The sequence below is a fragment of the Pseudonocardia sp. MH-G8 genome, assembly GCF_002262885.1.
Classification (GTDB): Bacteria; Actinomycetota; Actinomycetes; order Mycobacteriales; family Pseudonocardiaceae; genus Pseudonocardia.
In genome coordinates this window covers 229,947-248,312 of the sequence record NZ_NKYF01000004.1, presented here as the reverse complement: position 1 = coordinate 248,312, position 18,366 = coordinate 229,947, and the positions used below count along the sequence as shown (strand labels likewise).

Below are 18,366 nucleotides of genomic sequence, written 5' to 3'. Positions count from 1 at the left end.
AGCTGTTACGAGGACGGGGGATCGAGCGGGGCGTCGAGCAGCACACCGAGCTCGCGGACGAGCGCGGTCGCGCGTGCGCCGTCCCGGCCGCCGATCGGTGCGAGGAGGCGTTCGAGCAGCTCCTGGACGGTCCGCATGGCCGGCGGTGCGCTCGCCCGCCCGTGGTCGGTGAGGATGAGCCGGACGGCCCGGGTGTCGTGCGCGTCGCGCCGACGGGTGATGAGGCCGTTCGCCTCGAGCGTGCGCGCCAGTTTGGAGACGTACAGCGCCTCCAGGCCGGTCTCGTCGGCCAGCTCGCGCTGGGTCGGCTGCCGTCCCGCTCGTTCCAGGCCGTGCAGGGCGGCCAGCAGGACGTACTGGGCGTGTGTGAGTCCCAGCGGCGCCAGTGCGCGGTCGACCGCGGAGCGCCACTTCGTCGCGAGCCGCCAGACGGTGGCGCCCGCGGCGGCGCCCGGAGGTCCTGATCCCATGAGAAAACCGTACATGGCAATTATGTACATGGCTACTAAATTGGCGGTCGCCGCCGGATCGGCGATCGGCCTGCGCGGGAGGTGCTCGGCGCGACTCCTGCGTCAAGCCCGCGATACGCGTGCATCCGGAGCGCGACACCGCGGGGATGGTGGCGCGACTCGCGGAGTGCCGCGAGTCGCGCCCGCCGTGCGCTCGTGTCGCGCTCAGGCGTTGGTGCCCGCGTCCACCACCAGGGAGGCGCCGGTGATGGTGCGGCCGCCGGGGCCCGCCAGGTGGGCGACGGTGGCGGCCAGCTCGTCGGGGGTCTGGTAGCGGCCCAGGGCCGTGAGCGAACGCTGGTGCTCGGCGTTCCCGGAGTCGGCCGGGTTCATGTCGGTGTCCGTGGAGCCCGGCTGCACCACGTTGACGGTGATGCCGCGTGGCCCCAGCTCGCGGGCGAGCGCTCGGGTGTACCCGAGCAGGGCGGACTTGGTCGTGGCGTAGAGCGCGATACCGGGGAACGGCACCCGCTCGGCGAGGTTGCTGCCGATGCTGATGATCCGCCCGCCCGCGCCGAGGTGCGGGGACGCCGCTTGGGCGGCGACGAAGGCGGCGCGCACGTGGATCGACAAGGTGCGGTCGAGCTCGTCGAGGCCCACCTCCTCGAACGGGCCGAACGGGAAGACACCGGCGTTGTTGACGAGGATGTCGAGCCGGCCCAGCTCCCGTGCGGTGGTGTCGACGGCGGCGCGGACGGCGTCGGCGTCGCTGCTGTCGGCCTGCAACGCGAGGCCGCGGCGGCCGAGTTCCTCGATCTCCTTCACGACGCGCGCGGCGCTGTCGGCATCTGCGCGGTAGGTGAGCGCCACGTCGGCGCCCTCCCGGGCCAGGCGGAGCGCGACGGCGGCACCGATCCCCCTGCTGCCTCCGGTCACCAGGGCCACGCGGTCGGTGAGGGCATCTGTTTCTGTAGTGATCACTATTGAAGTCTGACCACTGCGGCGACGAGCTGTCAAGGAGTATCTTGAGGGAGCGCTACAGAAAGGAGGGCTCATGGCGGAGCGAGGACGCCCTCGCGGGTTCGACCGCGATGAGGCGCTGAAGCGCGCCATGGAGACCTTCTGGGAGCACGGCTACGAGGGCACCTCCATCGGCGACCTGACGGCGGCGATGGGCATCCGTCCGCCCAGCCTGTACGCGGCCTTCGGGTGCAAGGAGGAGCTGTTCCGCGAGGCCGTCGCCGTCTACGAGGACGTGGAAGGTGAGCCGGCGCTGCGCGCGCTGCGCGAGGCACCGACGGCCCGCGAGGGTGTCGAGGCCATGCTGCGGGCGAACGTCCGCTCCTACACCGAGCCGGGCCGCCCGACCGGATGCATGATCGTGCTGGGGGCCACGACGTACACGCCGAGCACCGCCGGCATCCGTGACTTCCTCGCCGAGCAGCGGGCCGGCGCCACGGCTGCCGTCCGGGAGCGGCTCGCGCGCGGCCAGGCGGACGGCGACGTGCCGTCCGGCGCGGACACCGGTGCGTTGGCCGCCTACGTCATGTCGGTGCAGTACGGGATGTCGCTGCAGGCGCGCGACGGAGCCACGCGTGCGGAGCTGGACGCCGTGGTGGACTGCCTCGTGGCGGCCTGGGGCGTGCTGGCGCCTCCCGTCGCGTAGCTGCATGGCGGGCGGGATAGCGTCTGCGCGTGGCAGAGCACTTCGCGGTCAACGGGGGCGCCCGGCTCGTCGGCGCCGTCGACGTGGTCGGGGCGAAGAACAGCGTGCTGAAACTGATGGCGGCGGCGCTGTTGGCAGAGGGCACGACCACCATCACGAACTGCCCCGAGATCCTGGACGTACCCCTCATGGCCGACGTGCTGCGCAGCCTCGGCTGCGCGGTGGAGGTCGACCACGGCACCGTCAGCATCGACGTCCCGGCGCAGCCGGGCGCGCAGGCGGACTACCGGTCGGTGTCGCGGCTGCGCGCATCGGTCTGCGTCCTCGGGCCGCTGCTGGCGCGGTGCCGTCGCGCGGTCGTGCCGCTCCCCGGTGGTGACGCGATCGGCTCGCGCCCGCTCGACATGCACCAGGCCGGTCTGCGCAAGCTCGGGGCGACCACCGAGATCGAGCACGGCCGGGTCGTCGCGCAGGCCGACGAGCTGCGGGGCGCGCAGATCTGGCTCGACTTCCCCAGCGTGGGCGCCACCGAGAACATCCTCATGGCCGCCGTGCTCGCCGAGGGCACCACGGTGATCGACAACGCTGCACGCGAGCCGGAGATCGTCGATCTGTGCACGATGCTGCAGCAGATGGGCGCGAAGGTCGACGGCGTCGGCAGCTCCACCCTCACCGTCCACGGCGTGACCGGTCTGCAGCCCACCGAGCACCGCGTGATCGGCGACCGGATCGTCGGCGCCACATGGGCGTTCGCCGCGACGATGTCGCGCGGTGAGGTCACCGTGCGCGGGGTCGACCCGCACCACATCGACCTGGTCCTGGACAAGCTGCGCAGCGCAGGCGCCGAGACGACGATGGGCACCGACGAGTTCACCGTCCGGATGGACGGGCGGCCGCGCGCCGTCGACTTCGTGACCCTGCCCTACCCCGGGTTCGCCACCGACCTGCAGCCGATGGCCATCGCGCTCTCGGCGGTGGCCGACGGTACGTCGATGATCACCGAGAACGTGTTCGAGGCGCGGTTCCGGTTCGTCGACGAGATGGTGCGCCTGGGCGCCGACGCCCGCACGGACGGCCACCACGCGGTCGTGCGCGGGGTCGAGCGGCTCTCCAGCGCGCCGGTGTGGGCGAGCGACATCCGTGCGGGTGCGGGCCTCGTGCTGGCCGGGCTGTGCGCCGAGGGGCAGACCGAGGTCTGGGACATCGAGCACATCGATCGCGGTTACCCGCGGTTCGTCGAGAACCTGCGGTCCCTCGGTGCCGACGTCGCCCGGGTGCGCAGCGAGCCCGACCGCTAGTGCCCCCGGTTCCTTGACCTTGCCACTGGTGTCAGGCCTTACGGTCCTGGCGTGGACACGGTGGTGGTGGTCGGGGCGGGTCCCGGGATCGGGCGCGCGGTGGCGGCGAGGTTCGCGGCGGAGGGAGCGGCCGTGGCGCTGATCGCGCGCACGGCGGCCACGGTGGAGGACGTGGCGCGATCGCTGCCGGGGCGGACGCTGACCCTGACCGCCGACGTCGCGGACGAGGAGGGCCTGCGCGCCGCGCTCGACCACGCGTCGGCCGAGCTCGGACCGCCGGACGTGGTGGTGCACAACACCGCGGTGATCCGCCCGGACACCGTGGGCGAGTTGTCGGCCGGGCAGCTCCTGGACACCCTGGCGGTCAACGTGGTCAGCGTGCTGAGTACCGCCGCGCAGGTCGCCCCCGGCATGGCCGCGCGCGGCCGCGGCACCTTCTTGGTGACGGGCGGGATGCCCGAGCCCGTGCCCGGCTACGTGAGCCTGTCGCTCGGCAAGGCGGCCGTGCGCACCGCCGTCGACCTCCTGGACGCGACCTACGGCCCGGCGGGCGTGCACGTCGCGTCCGTGACGGTCGGAGGGCCGGTCGCACCCGGAACGGCGTACGACCCCGACGACATCGCCGAGCACTACTGGCGGCTGCACTCCCAGCCCCGCGGGAGCTGGGAACGCGAGGTCCGGCACGGGTGAGCGGCCGTCTCACGGAGCATGGTCGCTGCGAGAAGCGCAGCAGCGCGATGCGGACGACCCCGGGATGCGAACCGGAACGATCACGAAGCGGGAAATGCGCCGAGCCGCACACCAGTGCTGTCCTGACGGTCCTGGTGTGCGGCTCAGCCCTGTCCGCCCAGCTCCGTGTACACGGCGGCGGCGTTCTCGGCCGTCACCTGCTGGGTCTCCAGCGTGGTGGTCTTCGGGACCTCCGCGCAGTCGACGAGGATCTGGCGCGCCAGCTCGATCGCCTCCCGGCCGCCGGTCGGGTAGACGTAGGTGGCCTTCAACCGGCCCTGCTCCACCGCCTTGATGCCGCCCGACGGGATCGGCAGCGCGTCGATCCCCGTGAAGATCAGGTCGCCCGCCCGGCCGGCGGCGTCCGCGGCGAGGTAGGCGCCTTCGGCCATCGGGTCGTTGTGCGAGTACACCGCGGTCGCGTCGGGGTGCGCCTTGAGCAGCGCGTCCGCGACGGACTGGCCCTTCTCCCGCAGCCACTCGCCGGACTGGCTGGCCACGATCTCGATGGCGGGGTTGGACGCGATGCCCTCGCGGAACCCGGCCCCGCGCTCGGCCGCCGGCGTCGACCCGGGAAGGCCGGCGATCTCCAGCACCTTGCCGCCCTGGGGCAGCAGCGTCTCGGCGTAGTACCGGCCCACCTGGCGGCCGATCTCGGTGTTGTCGGCGCCGATGAAGGCCGTGTACCTGTCGCCCTCGACCTTGCGGTCCAGCACGATCACCGGGATGCCGGCGTCGTAGGCCTTGGCGACCGCCGCGGTCAGCGGAGCGGCCTCGTTCGGCGAGATGATCAGCAGGTCGACCTGCTGGGTGATGAAGTTCTCGACGTCGGCGACCTGCTTGCTGTTGTCCTGGGCGGCGTCGGCGACGTTCACCTCGAAGCCCTCGACGGCCGTGGCCGCGGTCTCGACGTCGGTGTTCATCACCTCCCGGTACGGCTCGGCGTTGTTCGCCTGCGACATGCCGATCAGGTACTCGCCGGGCCCGCCGCACTCGGCGCCCGCCGCGTCCCCGGGCGGTGCGCTCTCCGGCTGCTCGACGCTGCACGCGGCCAGCGCGAGCGCGGTGACGGCCAGCAGCGCCGGCCGGCTGAATCGGTGCATGATCCTGCTCCCCCTCGGGTTCCCGGCAGGCGTCAGGTGACGCTGCGGCGGAGTTTCTGCAGAGCGGCTGCCGCCACGATCACCAGGCCGGTGACCAGCAGCTGGATGTTCGCGTCGATGTTGTTGAGGCCGAGGATGTTGGTGAGGATGCCCAGCAGCAGCGCGCCGGCCAGCGTGCCGCTCATCGTGCCGATGCCGCCCGCCAGGCTGGTGCCGCCGATCACCACCGCGGCGATGGCGTTGAGCTCGTAGCCGAGGCCGTCGTTGGGGCTGCCTTGGCTCAGCTGACCGGCGTGGATGATCCCGGCCACGGCCGTCAGCAGGCCGGCGATCACGAAGACCGCGACCTTCACCCGTGTCACCGGCACCCCGGCCAGCCGCGCCGCCCGCTCGTTGCCGCCGATCGCGTACACGTGCCGGGCGAAGGCGGTGGTCCGCAGCACGACCACGGCGACCGCGCCGATCACGAGGAAGATCACCGCGGGGACCGGCAGCACACCGTTGATGGAGCCGCGCAGGATCTCGAACGACGGTGGTGCCTGCTGCGGCCCGTCGCCGTACGCGATCGGGACGCCGACGCCGCCGGACCAGATGCGTGCGAGACCGCGGGCCACCTGGAGCCCGGCGAGCGTCACGATGAACGCCTGGATGCCGACGACCGCGGTCGCGACGCCCTGCAGCGCCCCGAACGCGGCGCCGATGAGCAGCACGACCACCACGGTGGGCAGCACGCCCCAGCCGTTGTCGACCATCAGGATCGCGGTGCCGACCGCGGAGAGGCCCAGTACCGCGCCGACCGACAGGTCGATGCCGCCGATCAGGATCACGAACGTCATCCCGATGGCGATGATGCCGATCTCCGAGACGGCCCGCACGACGTTGCCCAGGTTGCTCACGGACAGGAAGATGATCTCCCCGTTGCGGACCGGGGAGGCCAGCACGGCCACGGTGAACACGACGACCAGGCCGAACAGGCTCTGGAAGCGGAACAGCGTGTCCGTGTTCAGTTGCCAGCGCTTCGTGCCGGCGGGCTCGCTCATGCCTGCCCCTTCGGGGTCGACCCCATCGCGGCCGCCAGGACGGCCCCTTGGCTCGCGCGGTGCCGCGGCATGTCGGCGACGACCTTCCCGCCGCGCAGCACGACGATCCGGTCGCAGACGCCGAGCAGCTCGGGCAGCTCGGACGAGGCGAACAGGATGCCGAGGCCGTCGTCGGCGAGGGTGCGCAGCAGCCGGTACAGCTCGGCCTTCGCCCCGACGTCGATGCCGCGCGTGGGCTCGTCGAGCAGCAGCAGCCGCGGACGGGCGAGCAGCTGCCGCGCGAAGACCACCTTCTGCTGGTTGCCCCCGGAGAGGGTGCCCACGGGCACCGCGGGCGAGGCGGCCTTGATGCCCAGCGCGGCGACCTGCTCGTGGACGGCCCGCCGCTCGCGGCCGGGCCGCACCACGCCCGCCGTGCACAGCGACCGCAACGCGGTGAGCACGATGTTGTGCCCCACCGGGTGCTGCAGCTGCAGGCCCGAGCGGCGCCGGTCCTCCGACACGAAGCCGACGCCGCGGGCGAGCGCCGCGCGCGGCCCGGACGGCGCGTAGTCACGCCCGTCCAGCTGCACCGAACCGGTGCGCCGGCCGGGCGGCGCGGCGCCGTAGAGGGTCTCCAGCAGCTCGGTGCGGCCCGCGCCCATCAGCCCGGCGAGCCCGACGATCTCGCCCGCTCGCACGGTGAGGTCGATGCCCGCCGGATCGGTGCGACCGGATTGCCGGCCCTTGGCCTGCACGGCCAGGTCCCGGACCTCCAGCAGCACCGGGCCGGCCGTGGCGTCGCCGTCGGTGCCGAACTGCTCGTCCTCCGCCCGCCCCACCATCAGCTCGATCACCTCCTGCCGGGAGGTGCTGCGCGGGTCGACCGTGCCGGCCACCTGCCCGTTGCGCATGACGGTGGCGCCGTCGGCGATCTCCTCGATCTCCTCCATCCGGTGCGAGATGTAGAGGATCGCGACACCCCGCTCGCGCAGCCGGGAGATGGTGGCGAACAGCAGCCGCACCTCGGCGTCGGCCAGCGCGGCCGTCGGCTCGTCCATGATCAGGACCCGGGTCTCGGTCGACAGCGCCTTCGCGATCTCCACGAGCTGCTGCTCGCCCACCCGGAGGGACCCGACCGCGCGGTTCGGGTCCAGCTCGACCCCGAGCTCGACGAGCTGCGCCGCGGCTGCGGCGGCCATCCGCCGGACGTCGACCGTGCGCAGCCTGGTGCGGGGCTCGCGCCCGAGGAAGATGTTCTCGGCCACCGACAGCTCGGGCACCAGGTCCAGCTCCTGGTGGATCATCGCGATGCCGGCTGCCTGCGCGTCGGCCGGACCGCGGAACCGGTGGGGCCGGCCCGCCACGGTGATCGTGCCCTCGTGGTCGGTGATGACGCCGGCGAGCACGTTCATGAGGGTCGACTTGCCGGCGCCGTTCTCGCCGAGCAGCGCGCGGACCTCGCCCGGCCGGACCGTGAGGTCCACGTCCGTGCACGCGAGCACGCCGGCGAACCGCTTGGTGATGCCGGTCATGGTGACGAGGGCGCCGGAGCTGTCGGGCACGGGCACCTCCGTTCGAGCCGGGTGGTCCGGCGCCGAGAAATCGATTCCAGAGACGCTGAACGTAGGGAAGGTCACACCGCCCGTGCAACCCCGAATCCCGGAGCGGAGAGGGGGGACATCCCCACCCCCGGTTCAGGGGTTGCCCGGATGGGCCGGGGCCCGTCGAGGGGCCAGGGTGGAGCACGTGATCACGGAATGGCTCGACGCGTTCTTCGCGATGATCGACGCGGTCCCGGCCTGGCAGCTCTATGCGGTGGTCGGCCTGCTGCTCGTGCTCGAGACCACCGTGCTGATCGGTCTCGTGACGCCGGGCGAGGTCGTGCTGCTCGCGGCGGCGACCACGGTGGGGAGTGCGGGGGAGTACGCGGCGCTGGCCGCCGTCGCCGCGGGGTCGAGCCTCATCGGGCAGACCGGGGGGTACCTGCTCGGCCGGAAGTTCGGGGGGCGGATCCGGGCGAGCTGGGCGGGACGCAAGGTCGGGGAGTCGAACTGGGTGCGGGCCGAGGCCGTGCTGCGGGGCGGTACGGGCCGCGCGGTCGTCGGGTCACGGTTCATGGCCGTGGCGCACTCGCTGGTGCCGGTCCTCGCCGGAACGCTGCGCATGCCGTTGGGGCGGTACGCGCGCTACACGGCGCTGGGGGCCATCACCTGGGGGCTGGTGTACGTCGGCCTGGGGAGTGCGGCGTCGCTGGCGATCCGGCACTCCGCGCACCTGCTCGGCCCGGTCGTGACGTGCGTGGTGGTCGTGGCCGTGGCTGCGGCGCTGGGGGTGCGCGCGGTCCGCAAGCGCCGTCGTCGAGCGGCTGGGGAGCCGGTCGACGACGGCGTGGCGGCTGTTCCGATCACGGTGGGTACGGGGGGAGGCGACCTGCCGGGGGGCGGGTCGCCGGGGGCGCAGGGGGAGCGCTGACGAGAGCCGGGCGGCCGCGGGGGGCGGCGCTCGGCCCCACCGGGCGAGGTGGTCGTGCTCATGGGGGGAGCACGGCCACCTCGCTGCATTGGGCCAGAAGGAGCAGCAGGGCATGCGGAGGACGGCCGTTGCGTGCGACGGTGCAGCTACCGCACGAGGGCTCCGAGGAAGGCACCGCATGAACGGCACCGCATGAACGAGATCGCATGAACGAGATCGCATGAACGAGATCGCATGAACGAGGCTGTACGCACCGCCCACCGATCCGCGAAGAACGCTGCGCGCAGCCGCTTCGTGAAGACCGGAGCACGGATCGGGATCGCCGCCTACGGGCTGACGCACCTGCTGGTCGCGTGGATCGCACTGCAGATCGCGTTCGGCGGCAGCGGCGAGCAGGCCGACCAGAACGGGGCGTTCCAGGCCATCGGGCAGCAGCCGCTCGGGCGCGTGCTGCTCTGGGTGCTGGTCGCCGGGTTCGCCGCCGTCGCGCTCTGGCGCCTGGAGCAGGTGTTCTGGGGGTTCTCCTACGAGTCCGACCGCACCACCGTGGTGCGCAAGCGGGCTGTCAGCGGGGGCAAGGCCGTGGTGTTCGCCGTCCTGACGGTGCTGGCGGCCGGTACGGCGGTCGGCAGCGGCGGGAGCGGCGGGCAGCAGGGTGCCACCGCAGGCGTGCTCGCGATGCCCGGCGGGCAGGTGCTCGTCGGTGCGGTCGGGCTCGGGATCCTGGTTGCCGGCGTGGTGACGGTGGTCACGGGGATGCAGCAGCGCTTCCGGCGAGACATGACCTTGCCCTCCGACCGCCACGCGCGGGCGGTCGCGCTCCGCAGCGGGCAGGTCGGGTTCGCGGCGAAGGGTGTCGCGCTCGGCCTGATCGGCGTTCTCGTCGTCGTCGCGGCCGTGCGGTTGCGGCCCGAGGAGGCGTCGGGCATGGACATGGCGCTGCGGACGCTCGCCGGGCAGCCGTTCGGGCCGTACCTGCTCGCCGCCGTCGCGCTCGGGTTGCTGGCCTACGGGGTGTTCTGCCTCTTCGACGCGCGCTACCACCGCGTCTGATCGGGCCGGTCCCGGGCCTCGGCCAGGTCTTCGACCATGGTCAGTCGAGGGCGTTGCCGCTGACGACCACCAGGGCGCCGGCGCGGTCGGCGCGGAACACGAGCAGGCGGTACCCGCTGCCGGACCGGCCGACCGTGGCGCGGATGCCGGCGTCGGCGAGGCGGGAGCGCAGCACCTGGGCCGCGGCCTCCGTCGGCACCCGGGACACCTCGACGAGCAGGCCGTCGCCAGTGGGGTCGTCCGGATCGGGGAGGTGCGGAGCGGGCTGGTCGCGGCCCGTGCCGAACGTCCAGCGCAGCGCGATCAGGAGCAACGCCATCATCAGGACGCCGCCGATGAGCGCGGTGAGCGGTGCGGCGGTCACGCCGTCGATTGTGCGCCGGATCGGGCGGTGCTGCGCGCCGACCTGGATCGATCCGCAGGTGTGACGCCGCTCCTCGCACCGGGTCGCGGGGGCTACCTGCCAGTAGCATCACGGCTCGTCCCATCCTCGACGCGGAGGTGCCCGGTGCCGTACCCGACCGACCGCGAGCGCGACCGCCCGTGGGTCATCCGCACGTACGCGGGTCACTCGTCCGCCGAGAAGTCCAACGCGCTCTACCGGCGCAACCTGGCCAAGGGCCAGACCGGCTTGTCCGTCGCCTTCGACCTGCCCACGCAGACCGGCTACGACCCCGACGACGAGCTCGCGAAGGGCGAGGTCGGCAAGGTCGGTGTGCCGGTCAGCCACATCGGCGACATGCGCACGCTCTTCGACGGCATCCCGATGGCCGAGGCCAACACCTCGATGACGATCAACGCGCCGGCCATGTGGCTGCTCGCGCTCTACGTCGCGGTGGCCGACGAGCACGAGGCGCCGCGCGCGACGCTCGCCGGCACCACCCAGAACGACATCGTCAAGGAGTACCTGTCGCGCGGGACGTACGTGTACCCGCCCGCGCCGAGCATGCGGCTGATCTCGGACATGATCGCGTGGTCGGTGTCGCACATCCCGAAGTGGAACCCGATCAACATCTGCAGCTACCACCTGCAGGAGGCGGGTGCCACGCCGCCGCAGGAGCTGGCCTACGCGCTCTCCACGGCCGTCGCGGTCCTGGACGCCGTGCGCGACTCGGGGCAGGTGCCGCAGGATCGGTTCGGCGACGTCGTCGCGCGCATGTCGTTCTTCGTCAACGCGGGCCTGCGTTTCGTCGAGGAGATGTGCAAGATGCGGGCCTTCGCCCGGCTGTGGGACGAGATCACGCTGGAGCGCTACGGCGTGCAGAACCCCAAGCAGCGGCGCCTGCGCTACGGCGTGCAGGTCAACTCCCTCGGGCTCACCGAGGCCCAGCCGGAGAACAACGTGCAGCGCATCGTGCTCGAGATGCTCGCGGTGACGCTGTCGCGCGACGCGCGCGCCCGGGCGATCCAGCTGCCGGCCTGGAACGAGGCGCTCGGCCTGCCCCGCCCCTGGGACCAGCAGTGGGCGCTGCGCATGCAGCAGGTGCTCGCCTACGAGACCGACCTGCTCGAGTACGAGGACCTCTTCGCGGGCAGCCACGTCGTCGAGGCCAAGGTCGCCGAGCTCGTGGAACAGGCCCGCGCGGAGGTCGAGCGGGTGCAGGAGATGGGCGGTGCCGTCGCCGCCGTCGAGTCCGGCTACATGAAGGGGCAGCTGGTCAGCTCGCTGGCCGAGCGGCGCAGGCGGATCGAGTCCGGCGAGGAGGTGGTCGTCGGGGTCAACCGCTTCGACAGCACCGAGCCGAGCCCGCTGCAGGCCGAGGGTGCGGGCGCGATCGAGACCGTCGACCCGGCCACCGAGGCGGCCGCGATCGAGGCGATCCGCGCCTGGCGGGCGGGCCGCGACGCCGCCGTCGTCGAGTCGGCGCTCGGCACCCTGCGCGACGCGGCACTGAGACATTCGACTGCGCCCGACGCCAACCTGATGGACGCCTCGATCGCCTGCGCCAAGGCGGGTGTCACCACGGGGGAGTGGTCCGGTGTGCTGCGTGAGGTGTTCGGCGAGTTCCGCGCCCCCACCGGGGTCTCGGCCGCGGTGACGGGCGGCGAGGCGGCCGGCGAGATCGCCGAGGTGCGCGAGCGGGTCCGGGCCGCGGGGGAGCAGCTCGGGTCGCGGTTGCGGATGCTCGTGGGCAAGCCGGGCCTCGACGGGCACTCCAACGGCGCCGAGCAGGTGGCCGTGCGGGCCCGCGACGTCGGGTTCGAGGTCGTCTACCAGGGGATCCGCCTCACGCCGGCGCAGATCGTGGCGGCCGCGGTGCAGGAGGACGTGCACGTGGTGGGCCTGTCGGTGCTCTCCGGCTCGCACCTGGAGGTCGTGCCCGCCGTCGTCGACGGGCTGCGCGCCGCGGGCGCCGACGACGTGCCCGTGGTGGTCGGCGGCATCATCCCGCCCGAGGACGCCGCCGCGCTAAGGGAGCGCGGGGTGGCCGCGGTGTTCACGCCGAAGGACTACCAGCTCACGGGCATGATGGACGAGATCGTGACGCTGGTGCTGGCCGCGAACGGCGAGCAGGCGTCCGCCGCGCGCTGACACACTCCGGGGTGTGCCGGAGATCGATGACAGTTTCGTCCCCGTGGCCGACGCCCGCCCGGGAGACGCGCCGTGGCCGCCTCTCGGCTGGCCACCGCAGCCCGGCGTGGTGGTGACCGGCCGCGTCGTCGAGGTCACGCCCGTCGACCCGGCCCGTGACGCCGAGGCGCTCTTCGCGGCGCTGGACGACGAGCGGGTGTGGCAGCACGTGAAGGGTCGCCCGGACACCGCGCAGGCGTACGCGTCGAGGCTGGAGGCCCAGCGCGCGGCCGGGACCCTCCCGTGGCTGGTGCGGCTGCGCGCGCCGCATGCCGGCCTTCCCGCCGGAACCGTCGTCGGGACGTCGAGCTACCTCGACGTCTCGGTCCCCGACGCGCGCCTGGAGATCGGGAGCACCGCCTACGCGCCGGCGGTCTGGGGCACCGCGGTGAACCCCGACACGAAGCTGGCGCTCCTCGCCCAGGCCTTCGACGTGCTGGGCGCCGGACGGGTCCAGCTCAAGACCGACGTCCGCAACGTGCGCTCGCAGCGCGCGATCGCCCGCCTCGGCGCCCGGCACGAGGGCACGCTGCGCCGCTACCAGCGCCGGGCCGACGGGACTGTGCGCGATACCGTCATGTTCTCGATCCTGGCCGAGGACTGGCCGCAGGTGCGGGCGCGCCTCCACCGCACCTTGGAGCCTCACTGCTGATTCCAGGCCGAAAAACAGCAGGATGGCTCCACGGCGCGGGGTGGGGGTCACTGGGCGGCGTTCTCCTCCGCGTCGTTCCGCTCGCCCCGCCTGCGGAAGAAGCCGAGACCGGGGATGCCCTGGATGGCCTGGCGCACCTCCTTGAGCTGCTCGAGCAGCTCGTGGACGTCCGGGCCGACGCGGTCGAGGGTGGCCAGGATCGGCATGATGTCGGTCTCCATGTGCTCGGTGAGCTGCGGCAGCTGATCCACCAGCCGGATCGCGGCGCGCACCTCCTCCTCGGAGAACTCCTCCACGAACCTGCGGGCCAGCGGCGCGGCCCGCTCGGCGATCGGCTGGTAGGTGGCCAGCAGCTCGGAGGCGCCGTCCGCGGCTCCGGAGGCCTGGTCGACCACCGACCCGGCACGGTCGGCCACCGTTGCGGCCTTCGTGACCAGCACTGCGGCCCCTTCCGCCACGCCGTCGGCGCGCCCCACGAGCCCGGCGGCGCCGTCGGCGACGCCACCCGCCCGCGCGACGAGCCCGGCGGCGTCGTCGGCGACCGTGCCGGCCCGGCCGACCAGCCCCGCCGCCTCGTCGGCCACGCCGCCCGCGCGGCTGACCAGCGTGCTCGCGCCGTCGGCGACGGTGCGGACGTCGGCCAGCAGCGCGTCGACGGTGCGAACCATGCCGTCGGCGTCGCGGAGCACCTCGTCGACCCGGCCGACCGCGGTCTGCACCGCGCCCAGCAGTTCGTCGACCGAGCGCATGATCCCGTCGGTCCGCGCGACGATCGTGTCCGCGCGGTCCGCGACGGCGGTGATCCGCCCGACCAGCCCGTCCGCCTCGTCGAGGAGCCCGGCGACGCGCTGGGGCAGCGAGGCGACGACCTGCACGGCCTCGTCGCTCCACCCGACCACGGCACGCGCCCCGGCGATGACCTCGGACGGGCCGACCCAGACCGGGAGCCCGGCGATGCGCAGCATGCTCCGATCCTGTCGCATCCCGGGCCGAACGGCTCGGTCGGGCGCCCCGGAGAAGTGCCGCGTTATGTACCCGCCCGTTCGAGCGCTCATGGCATCCGATCGGGTGAAAGTCCGGGGGAAACGTGCACCTCGTTGCGGTCCCGTAACGAGTGCATGTATGCGGCGCTCAGGTGACGGCGAGGCGAACGAGTTCCCCTACGTTCGGACTTCGACGTCGGTGACCGGAGGGGGGTCGCCGGACGACCGGAAGGAGATGCCATGACGCAGCACTGGAGCAGGCGTGACTTCCTGCGCCGCACCGCAACGGCTGGAGCGGTGGCGATCGGCGGTTCCACGTTCCTCGCCGCGTGCCAGAGCACCGGCGGTGGTGGGGGAGCGGGCGCCGGCGGTGTGCTCGAGAACGCCCGCAGCGCCGGCACCATCCGAATCGGCATCGCGGGTGAAGAGCCGTACGGCTTCACGGATGTCGGCGGCAACGTCACGGGTGAGGCCCCCGAGGTCGCGCGGATCGTGCTGGAGGCGATGGGCATCGCCGAGGTGCAGGCCGAGCAGGTCGACTTCGGCTCGCTCATCCCCGCGCTGAACGCCAACCGCTACGACATGGTGTGCGCGGGAATGAACATCACCGCCGAGCGCTGCGGGCAGGCGGCGTTCTCGATCCCCGACTACACCGCGCTGACCGCGTTCCTCGTGCCGGCCGGCAACCCGGAGCAGGTGGCCACTTTCGAGGACGTCGCGGCCAAGGGCCTGCCGCTCGCCGTGCTCAGCGCCGCCGTGGAACAGGGCTACGCCGAGGCCGCGGGCGTGCCCGCCGGGAGCATCAGCGTCTACGACGACCAGAACGCCTTGCTGCAGGCGGTCACGTCCGGTCGCGCCTACGCCGCTGCCCTGACCGACATCTCGCTCAAGTGGCTCGCCGGCAAGAACCCCGACGCCGGGGTCGAGGTCACCGAAGGCATCACCCCCACCGAGAACGGGCAGCCCGTCGTCTCCGCGGGCGGGTTCGTGTTCCGGCAGGCCGACAACGACCTCCGTGAGGCGTTCGACGCCGAGCTGCAGAAGGCCCACGACGACGGGCGCTGGCTCACCGCGGCGAGCCCGTTCGGGTTCTCCGAGGACAACTTGCCTGCCGACGGGCTGACCACCGAGCAGCTCTGCTCGGCCTGATCCGGCCGTGGAGAACTTCGGCACCTGGCTGTCGGTCATCGGTCAGGGTGTGCCCTACACCCTGATCGCCACGGTCGGCGGGATCGTGCTGACGATCGTGCTCTCGTTCGTGGCCGGGCTCGCGCTCCTGTCGCCGCAACGCTGGGTGCGGGTGATCAGCCGGATCTACGTGGAAGGCCTGCGCGGCACCTCCGAGGTCGTGCAGCTGTTCTGGATCTTCTTCGCGCTGCCGGTGCTGGTCGGCTTCGAGTTCATCCCGCTCTGGGGCGGCGTGGCGGTGCTGGGGCTCAACCACGGGGCGTACGGCGCCGAGATCGTGCGCGGCGCCGTGCAGTCCGTGCCGCGGGCGCAGTACGAGGGCGCGCTGGCGCTCAGCCTGTCGCCCGCTCAGCGGATGTTGCGGGTGATCCTCCCGCAAGCCGTGGTCGAGATGATCCCACCGTTCAACAACCTCTTCATCCAGCTGCTCAAGAGCACGTCCCTGCTCTCGTTCGTGTTCATCCCCGAGATCACGCGGCAGGCCACCGAGGTGCTCGTCCCGAACTTCAACCCGCAGGTGCTGCAGATCATGGCACTGCTCCTGGCGTGCTACCTGGTCCTCTCGTTGATCATCACCGCGGTGATGCGGACGCTCGAGCGGCTGGCAGCCGCCAAGCTCGGACGGGGCACGCGCCACGGTGCGGCCCGGGCGCTCGCGGGGACGCACTGATGGACGTCTGGGACTGGAACTACGCGATCTCGATCCTGCCGGCGCTGGTCGAGGGCCTCGGGCTCACGTTGCTCGCGACGCTGCTCGGCTCGATCATCGCGATGCTTCTCGGCCTGCTGTTCGCGGTGCTGCAACGCGGCCCGGCACCGGTCCGGATCGTCGTACGAGCGATCGTCGAGTTCGTGCGCAGTACACCGCTGCTGGTGCAGATCTTCTTCCTGTTCTTCGTGCTGCCCCAGTTCGGTGTCGTGCTGAGCGCCCTCACGGTCGGTGTGATCGCTCTCGGTATCCACTACGCCTGCTACACGTCGGAGGTCTACCGCGCCGGCATCGATGCGGTTCCCCGCGGGCAGTGGGAGGCGGCCACGGCGCTGAGCCTTCCCCGATCCCGGGTCTGGACCGGCGTGGTACTCCCGCAGGCGGTACCCCGGGTGATTCCGGCACTGGGCAACTACGTGATCTCGATGTTCAAGGAGGTGCCGCTGCTCACCGCCATCGGCATCCTCGATGTCGTCGGGCGGGCCGAAGAGGTGGGGAACACCTTCTTCCGCTATGTCGAGCCCTACACGATCGCGGGGCTGTTCTTCCTCTTGTTGAGCTATCCCGCGTCGCTGCTGATGCGCAGATTGGAGCGTCGTGTCGGTGCAATCTAACGGTGCGGCCGAGCCCATGATCGTCTTCGATGGTGTGGAGAAGCGGTTCGGCGACAACGTCGTGCTCTCCGACCTCTGCTTCTCCGTGGCGCCGGGCGAGCACGTCACGCTGATCGGCCCGTCCGGGTCGGGCAAGACCACGATCCTGCGGCTGCTCATGTGTCTCGAGTCGGTCACCGGCGGCACCATCCAGGTGGCCGGGAAGTACCTCTCGCACATGGAGAAGGGTGGCACGCTCGTCCCCGCCGACGAGAAGCACAGCCGCGAGGTGCGCAAGCGCATCGGGATGGTGTTCCAGCAGTTCAACCTGTTCCCGAACATGACGGTGCGCGGCAACCTCGTCGAGGCGCCCACCCGCGTGCTGGGGCTGTCGAAGGACGAGGCGAACGCGCGGGCGAAGGAGCTGCTCGACCTGGTCGGGCTCGGCGAGAAGATCGACGAGCACCCGTCGCGGCTCTCGGGCGGTCAGCAGCAACGCGTGGCGATCGCGCGGGCGCTGGCGATGCAGCCGGACGTCCTGCTGCTCGACGAGGTGACCTCCGCGCTGGACCCCGAGCTGGTGGCGGGGGTGCTCAAGCTGCTGCAGGACATCGGCGAGAGCACCGACATCACGATCCTGTGCGTCACGCACGAGATGGGTTTCGCGCGCGACTTCTCGCACCGGGTGATGATGTTCGACGGTGGCCAGGTGATCGAGGACGCCCCACCGGAGAAGCTCTTCTCCGAGCCGGACCACCCGCGGACCCAGGAATTCCTCAGGGCCGTACTAGGTCGCGGGTGAGCGTTTCCGCAGCTGTTTCACGACGGCCATATATGTCGGGATCGTTCTGCGGCATCAGCGAGGGTGTGTCCGTCGATGATCACGCGGGTAAGGGGCACTTCGAGGCGTGGCCACTCCAGTAGTAGCTCAAAGTGCTCGGCGGGCGGTAGAGGGCTGAGCCACAACTCATGCTCCCCCTGCCAGAATAGGTCGCCCACGTTGGCGTTGTGTTCGTAATGCACAAGGAGCGGCGCCCTGGACTTGTCGGTAGGATCGCGCCCGGCTTCGACTGAGGGATTCTCCAACGTAGTTGCTCTCGATCCGTCGATGTATGCAACGCCGAAGCGCGCCAGTGCATCATCGAGCGTAGCGAGCTGGCGAAGTTCTACCGTATCAGCGAAGACGGCCTCGGAAACCATGCGCTCGCGGGTGGAGTCAGGCGTATGCAGTCGCGCTGCGACGGTCAGCCAGAATGAACAGCCGATTGGATACACGTTCGCGTGGCGCAGGTAAATCGCCGCGAGGTCCTCGTGGTGAGCGGTTATCTCTAGTGGAACCACCGCGGGTAGAACGCCCCGGGGTGGTGCAGTCCAGCGATCGTCCTCAGGGGCATCCTCAGATTGATCGTGTGAAGTACCTGTTGGCGGAAGTTCGAAGAAGGTCACGGTGGAACTCTACCCCGATGTGCCACGGGTAGGCGTGACAGCGATACCTGATCGGCGATCGCAAGAAGGCGGCGACGCTCCTCTTGATCCTCGCAGTTCCCCGTCAAGGCAGGTGTTTGGTTACTGATGCACTCGCGCTGTGCGTCCTGCCTGTGACCGAAACTTTGACGTTCGTGCTTGCGGTGTAGTTGCCGAAGCCGCGAAATTGTGCGTGGCGGGGCATCGTTGCCTGGTTCGTGTGACGATTCGTCTGATTTATACACTCGGTCATTTCGAGGAAGGTTCGGATCGAAAGGTTGTCTACCTTGAATGGTCTGCCGGCTGCTGAGTTAAGTAGCAGGGCACCGAGGTGCTGGCGCTGGCGTCGCGGTGGTTTCGGAGAGTAGTGAATGTTTCCGATTTCGAATCTAGCAGTAGCCGCGCTCGAAATT

The 18,366-nt window shown here is 71.4% G+C and carries 19 protein-coding genes; 11 read left to right on the top strand and 8 right to left on the bottom strand.

Going from position 1 to position 18,366, the window contains the following annotated elements; genetic code table 11:
• Window positions 1–5: 5 nt before the first annotated feature.
• Both CFP66_RS13260 and CFP66_RS13255 read right to left on the bottom strand, forming a co-directional pair.
• Window positions 6–470, bottom strand: coding sequence for a MarR family winged helix-turn-helix transcriptional regulator (locus CFP66_RS13260; RefSeq protein ID WP_198961422.1), 465 nt, complete (start codon window positions 468–470; stop codon window positions 6–8).
• A gap of 204 nt (window positions 471–674) precedes the next feature.
• A complete protein-coding gene (locus CFP66_RS13255; RefSeq protein ID WP_233159387.1) occupies window positions 675–1,430 on the bottom strand; it encodes an SDR family NAD(P)-dependent oxidoreductase in 756 nt (251 codons plus the stop codon).
• 73 nt (window positions 1,431–1,503) lie between these two features.
• On the opposite strand from CFP66_RS13255, the gene CFP66_RS13250 reads away from it, so the two are divergent.
• Genes CFP66_RS13250 through CFP66_RS13240 form a run of 3 tightly spaced genes read left to right on the top strand, consistent with a single transcriptional unit; the run spans window position 1,504 to window position 4,103 of the window.
• Window positions 1,504–2,115 carry a TetR/AcrR family transcriptional regulator gene (locus CFP66_RS13250; protein WP_094923489.1) on the top strand — a complete coding sequence of 204 codons (612 nt, stop codon included), beginning with the start codon at window positions 1,504–1,506 and terminating at the stop codon, window positions 2,113–2,115.
• Window positions 2,116–2,144: 29 nt separating this feature from the next.
• Window positions 2,145–3,413: a UDP-N-acetylglucosamine 1-carboxyvinyltransferase gene (gene murA / locus CFP66_RS13245; RefSeq protein WP_094923487.1), complete on the top strand. Its 1,269-nt coding sequence runs from the start codon at window positions 2,145–2,147 to the stop codon at window positions 3,411–3,413.
• Window positions 3,414–3,464: 51 nt separating this feature from the next.
• A complete protein-coding gene (locus CFP66_RS13240) occupies window positions 3,465–4,103 on the top strand; it encodes an SDR family oxidoreductase (protein ID WP_094923485.1) in 639 nt (212 codons plus the stop codon).
• 143 nt (window positions 4,104–4,246) lie between these two features.
• Here CFP66_RS13240 and CFP66_RS13235 read toward each other — a convergent pair whose 3' ends face one another.
• The 3 genes from CFP66_RS13235 to CFP66_RS13225 are packed head-to-tail and all read right to left on the bottom strand — an operon-like array spanning window position 4,247 to window position 7,829.
• Window positions 4,247–5,245, bottom strand: a complete 999-nt coding sequence (locus CFP66_RS13235) for a substrate-binding domain-containing protein (protein WP_094923483.1) — start codon at window positions 5,243–5,245, stop codon at window positions 4,247–4,249.
• A gap of 32 nt (window positions 5,246–5,277) precedes the next feature.
• Complete coding sequence (locus CFP66_RS13230) at window positions 5,278–6,285, bottom strand: ABC transporter permease (protein ID WP_094923481.1); 1,008 nt, start codon at window positions 6,283–6,285, stop codon at window positions 5,278–5,280.
• Window positions 6,282–7,829: a sugar ABC transporter ATP-binding protein gene (locus tag CFP66_RS13225; RefSeq protein WP_369805036.1), complete on the bottom strand. Its 1,548-nt coding sequence runs from the start codon at window positions 7,827–7,829 to the stop codon at window positions 6,282–6,284. Before CFP66_RS13225 ends, CFP66_RS13230 begins: the two co-directional genes overlap by 4 nt.
• A 184-nt stretch (window positions 7,830–8,013) precedes the next feature.
• Between CFP66_RS13225 and CFP66_RS13220 the strand changes: the two genes are divergently transcribed.
• Both CFP66_RS13220 and CFP66_RS13215 read left to right on the top strand, forming a co-directional pair.
• A complete protein-coding gene (locus CFP66_RS13220; protein WP_158228088.1) occupies window positions 8,014–8,739 on the top strand; it encodes a DedA family protein in 726 nt (241 codons plus the stop codon).
• Window positions 8,740–8,973: 234 nt separating this feature from the next.
• Entirely contained in the window at window positions 8,974–9,792 is an 819-nt protein-coding gene (locus CFP66_RS13215) for a DUF1206 domain-containing protein (RefSeq protein WP_094923477.1), read from the top strand.
• Between the two features lie 40 nt (window positions 9,793–9,832).
• Here CFP66_RS13215 and CFP66_RS13210 read toward each other — a convergent pair whose 3' ends face one another.
• The gene (locus tag CFP66_RS13210; protein WP_094923475.1) at window positions 9,833–10,156 is read right to left on the bottom strand and encodes a hypothetical protein; all 324 of its coding nucleotides are present in this window, start codon (window positions 10,154–10,156) and stop codon (window positions 9,833–9,835) included.
• A 144-nt stretch (window positions 10,157–10,300) separates the two neighbouring features.
• On the opposite strand from CFP66_RS13210, the gene CFP66_RS13205 reads away from it, so the two are divergent.
• A complete protein-coding gene (locus tag CFP66_RS13205; RefSeq protein ID WP_094923473.1) occupies window positions 10,301–12,325 on the top strand; it encodes a protein meaA in 2,025 nt (674 codons plus the stop codon).
• Between the two features lie 13 nt (window positions 12,326–12,338).
• A complete protein-coding gene (locus tag CFP66_RS13200; protein WP_198961421.1) occupies window positions 12,339–13,016 on the top strand; it encodes a GNAT family N-acetyltransferase in 678 nt (225 codons plus the stop codon).
• 47 nt (window positions 13,017–13,063) lie between these two features.
• Here the strand turns inward: CFP66_RS13200 and CFP66_RS13195 are convergent, their stop codons facing one another.
• Window positions 13,064–13,981, bottom strand: coding sequence for a hypothetical protein (locus CFP66_RS13195; RefSeq protein ID WP_094923471.1), 918 nt, complete (start codon window positions 13,979–13,981; stop codon window positions 13,064–13,066).
• 258 nt (window positions 13,982–14,239) lie between these two features.
• On the opposite strand from CFP66_RS13195, the gene ehuB reads away from it, so the two are divergent.
• The 4 genes from ehuB to ehuA are packed head-to-tail and all read left to right on the top strand — an operon-like array spanning window position 14,240 to window position 17,291.
• Complete coding sequence (gene ehuB / locus CFP66_RS13190; protein ID WP_094923469.1) at window positions 14,240–15,148, top strand: ectoine/hydroxyectoine ABC transporter substrate-binding protein EhuB; 909 nt, start codon at window positions 14,240–14,242, stop codon at window positions 15,146–15,148.
• Window positions 15,149–15,155: 7 nt separating this feature from the next.
• Window positions 15,156–15,857, top strand: coding sequence for an amino acid ABC transporter permease (locus tag CFP66_RS13185; protein WP_094923467.1), 702 nt, complete (start codon window positions 15,156–15,158; stop codon window positions 15,855–15,857).
• The gene (ehuD, locus tag CFP66_RS13180) at window positions 15,857–16,510 is read left to right on the top strand and encodes an ectoine/hydroxyectoine ABC transporter permease subunit EhuD (protein WP_369805034.1); all 654 of its coding nucleotides are present in this window, start codon (window positions 15,857–15,859) and stop codon (window positions 16,508–16,510) included. Before CFP66_RS13185 ends, ehuD begins: the two co-directional genes overlap by 1 nt.
• A gap of 16 nt (window positions 16,511–16,526) precedes the next feature.
• Window positions 16,527–17,291, top strand: coding sequence for an ectoine/hydroxyectoine ABC transporter ATP-binding protein EhuA (ehuA, locus tag CFP66_RS13175; protein WP_094923465.1), 765 nt, complete (start codon window positions 16,527–16,529; stop codon window positions 17,289–17,291).
• Window positions 17,292–17,308: 17 nt separating this feature from the next.
• Here ehuA and CFP66_RS47205 read toward each other — a convergent pair whose 3' ends face one another.
• Window positions 17,309–17,935: a hypothetical protein gene (locus CFP66_RS47205; RefSeq protein WP_143517246.1), complete on the bottom strand. Its 627-nt coding sequence runs from the start codon at window positions 17,933–17,935 to the stop codon at window positions 17,309–17,311.
• Window positions 17,936–18,366: the final 431 nt, after the last annotated feature.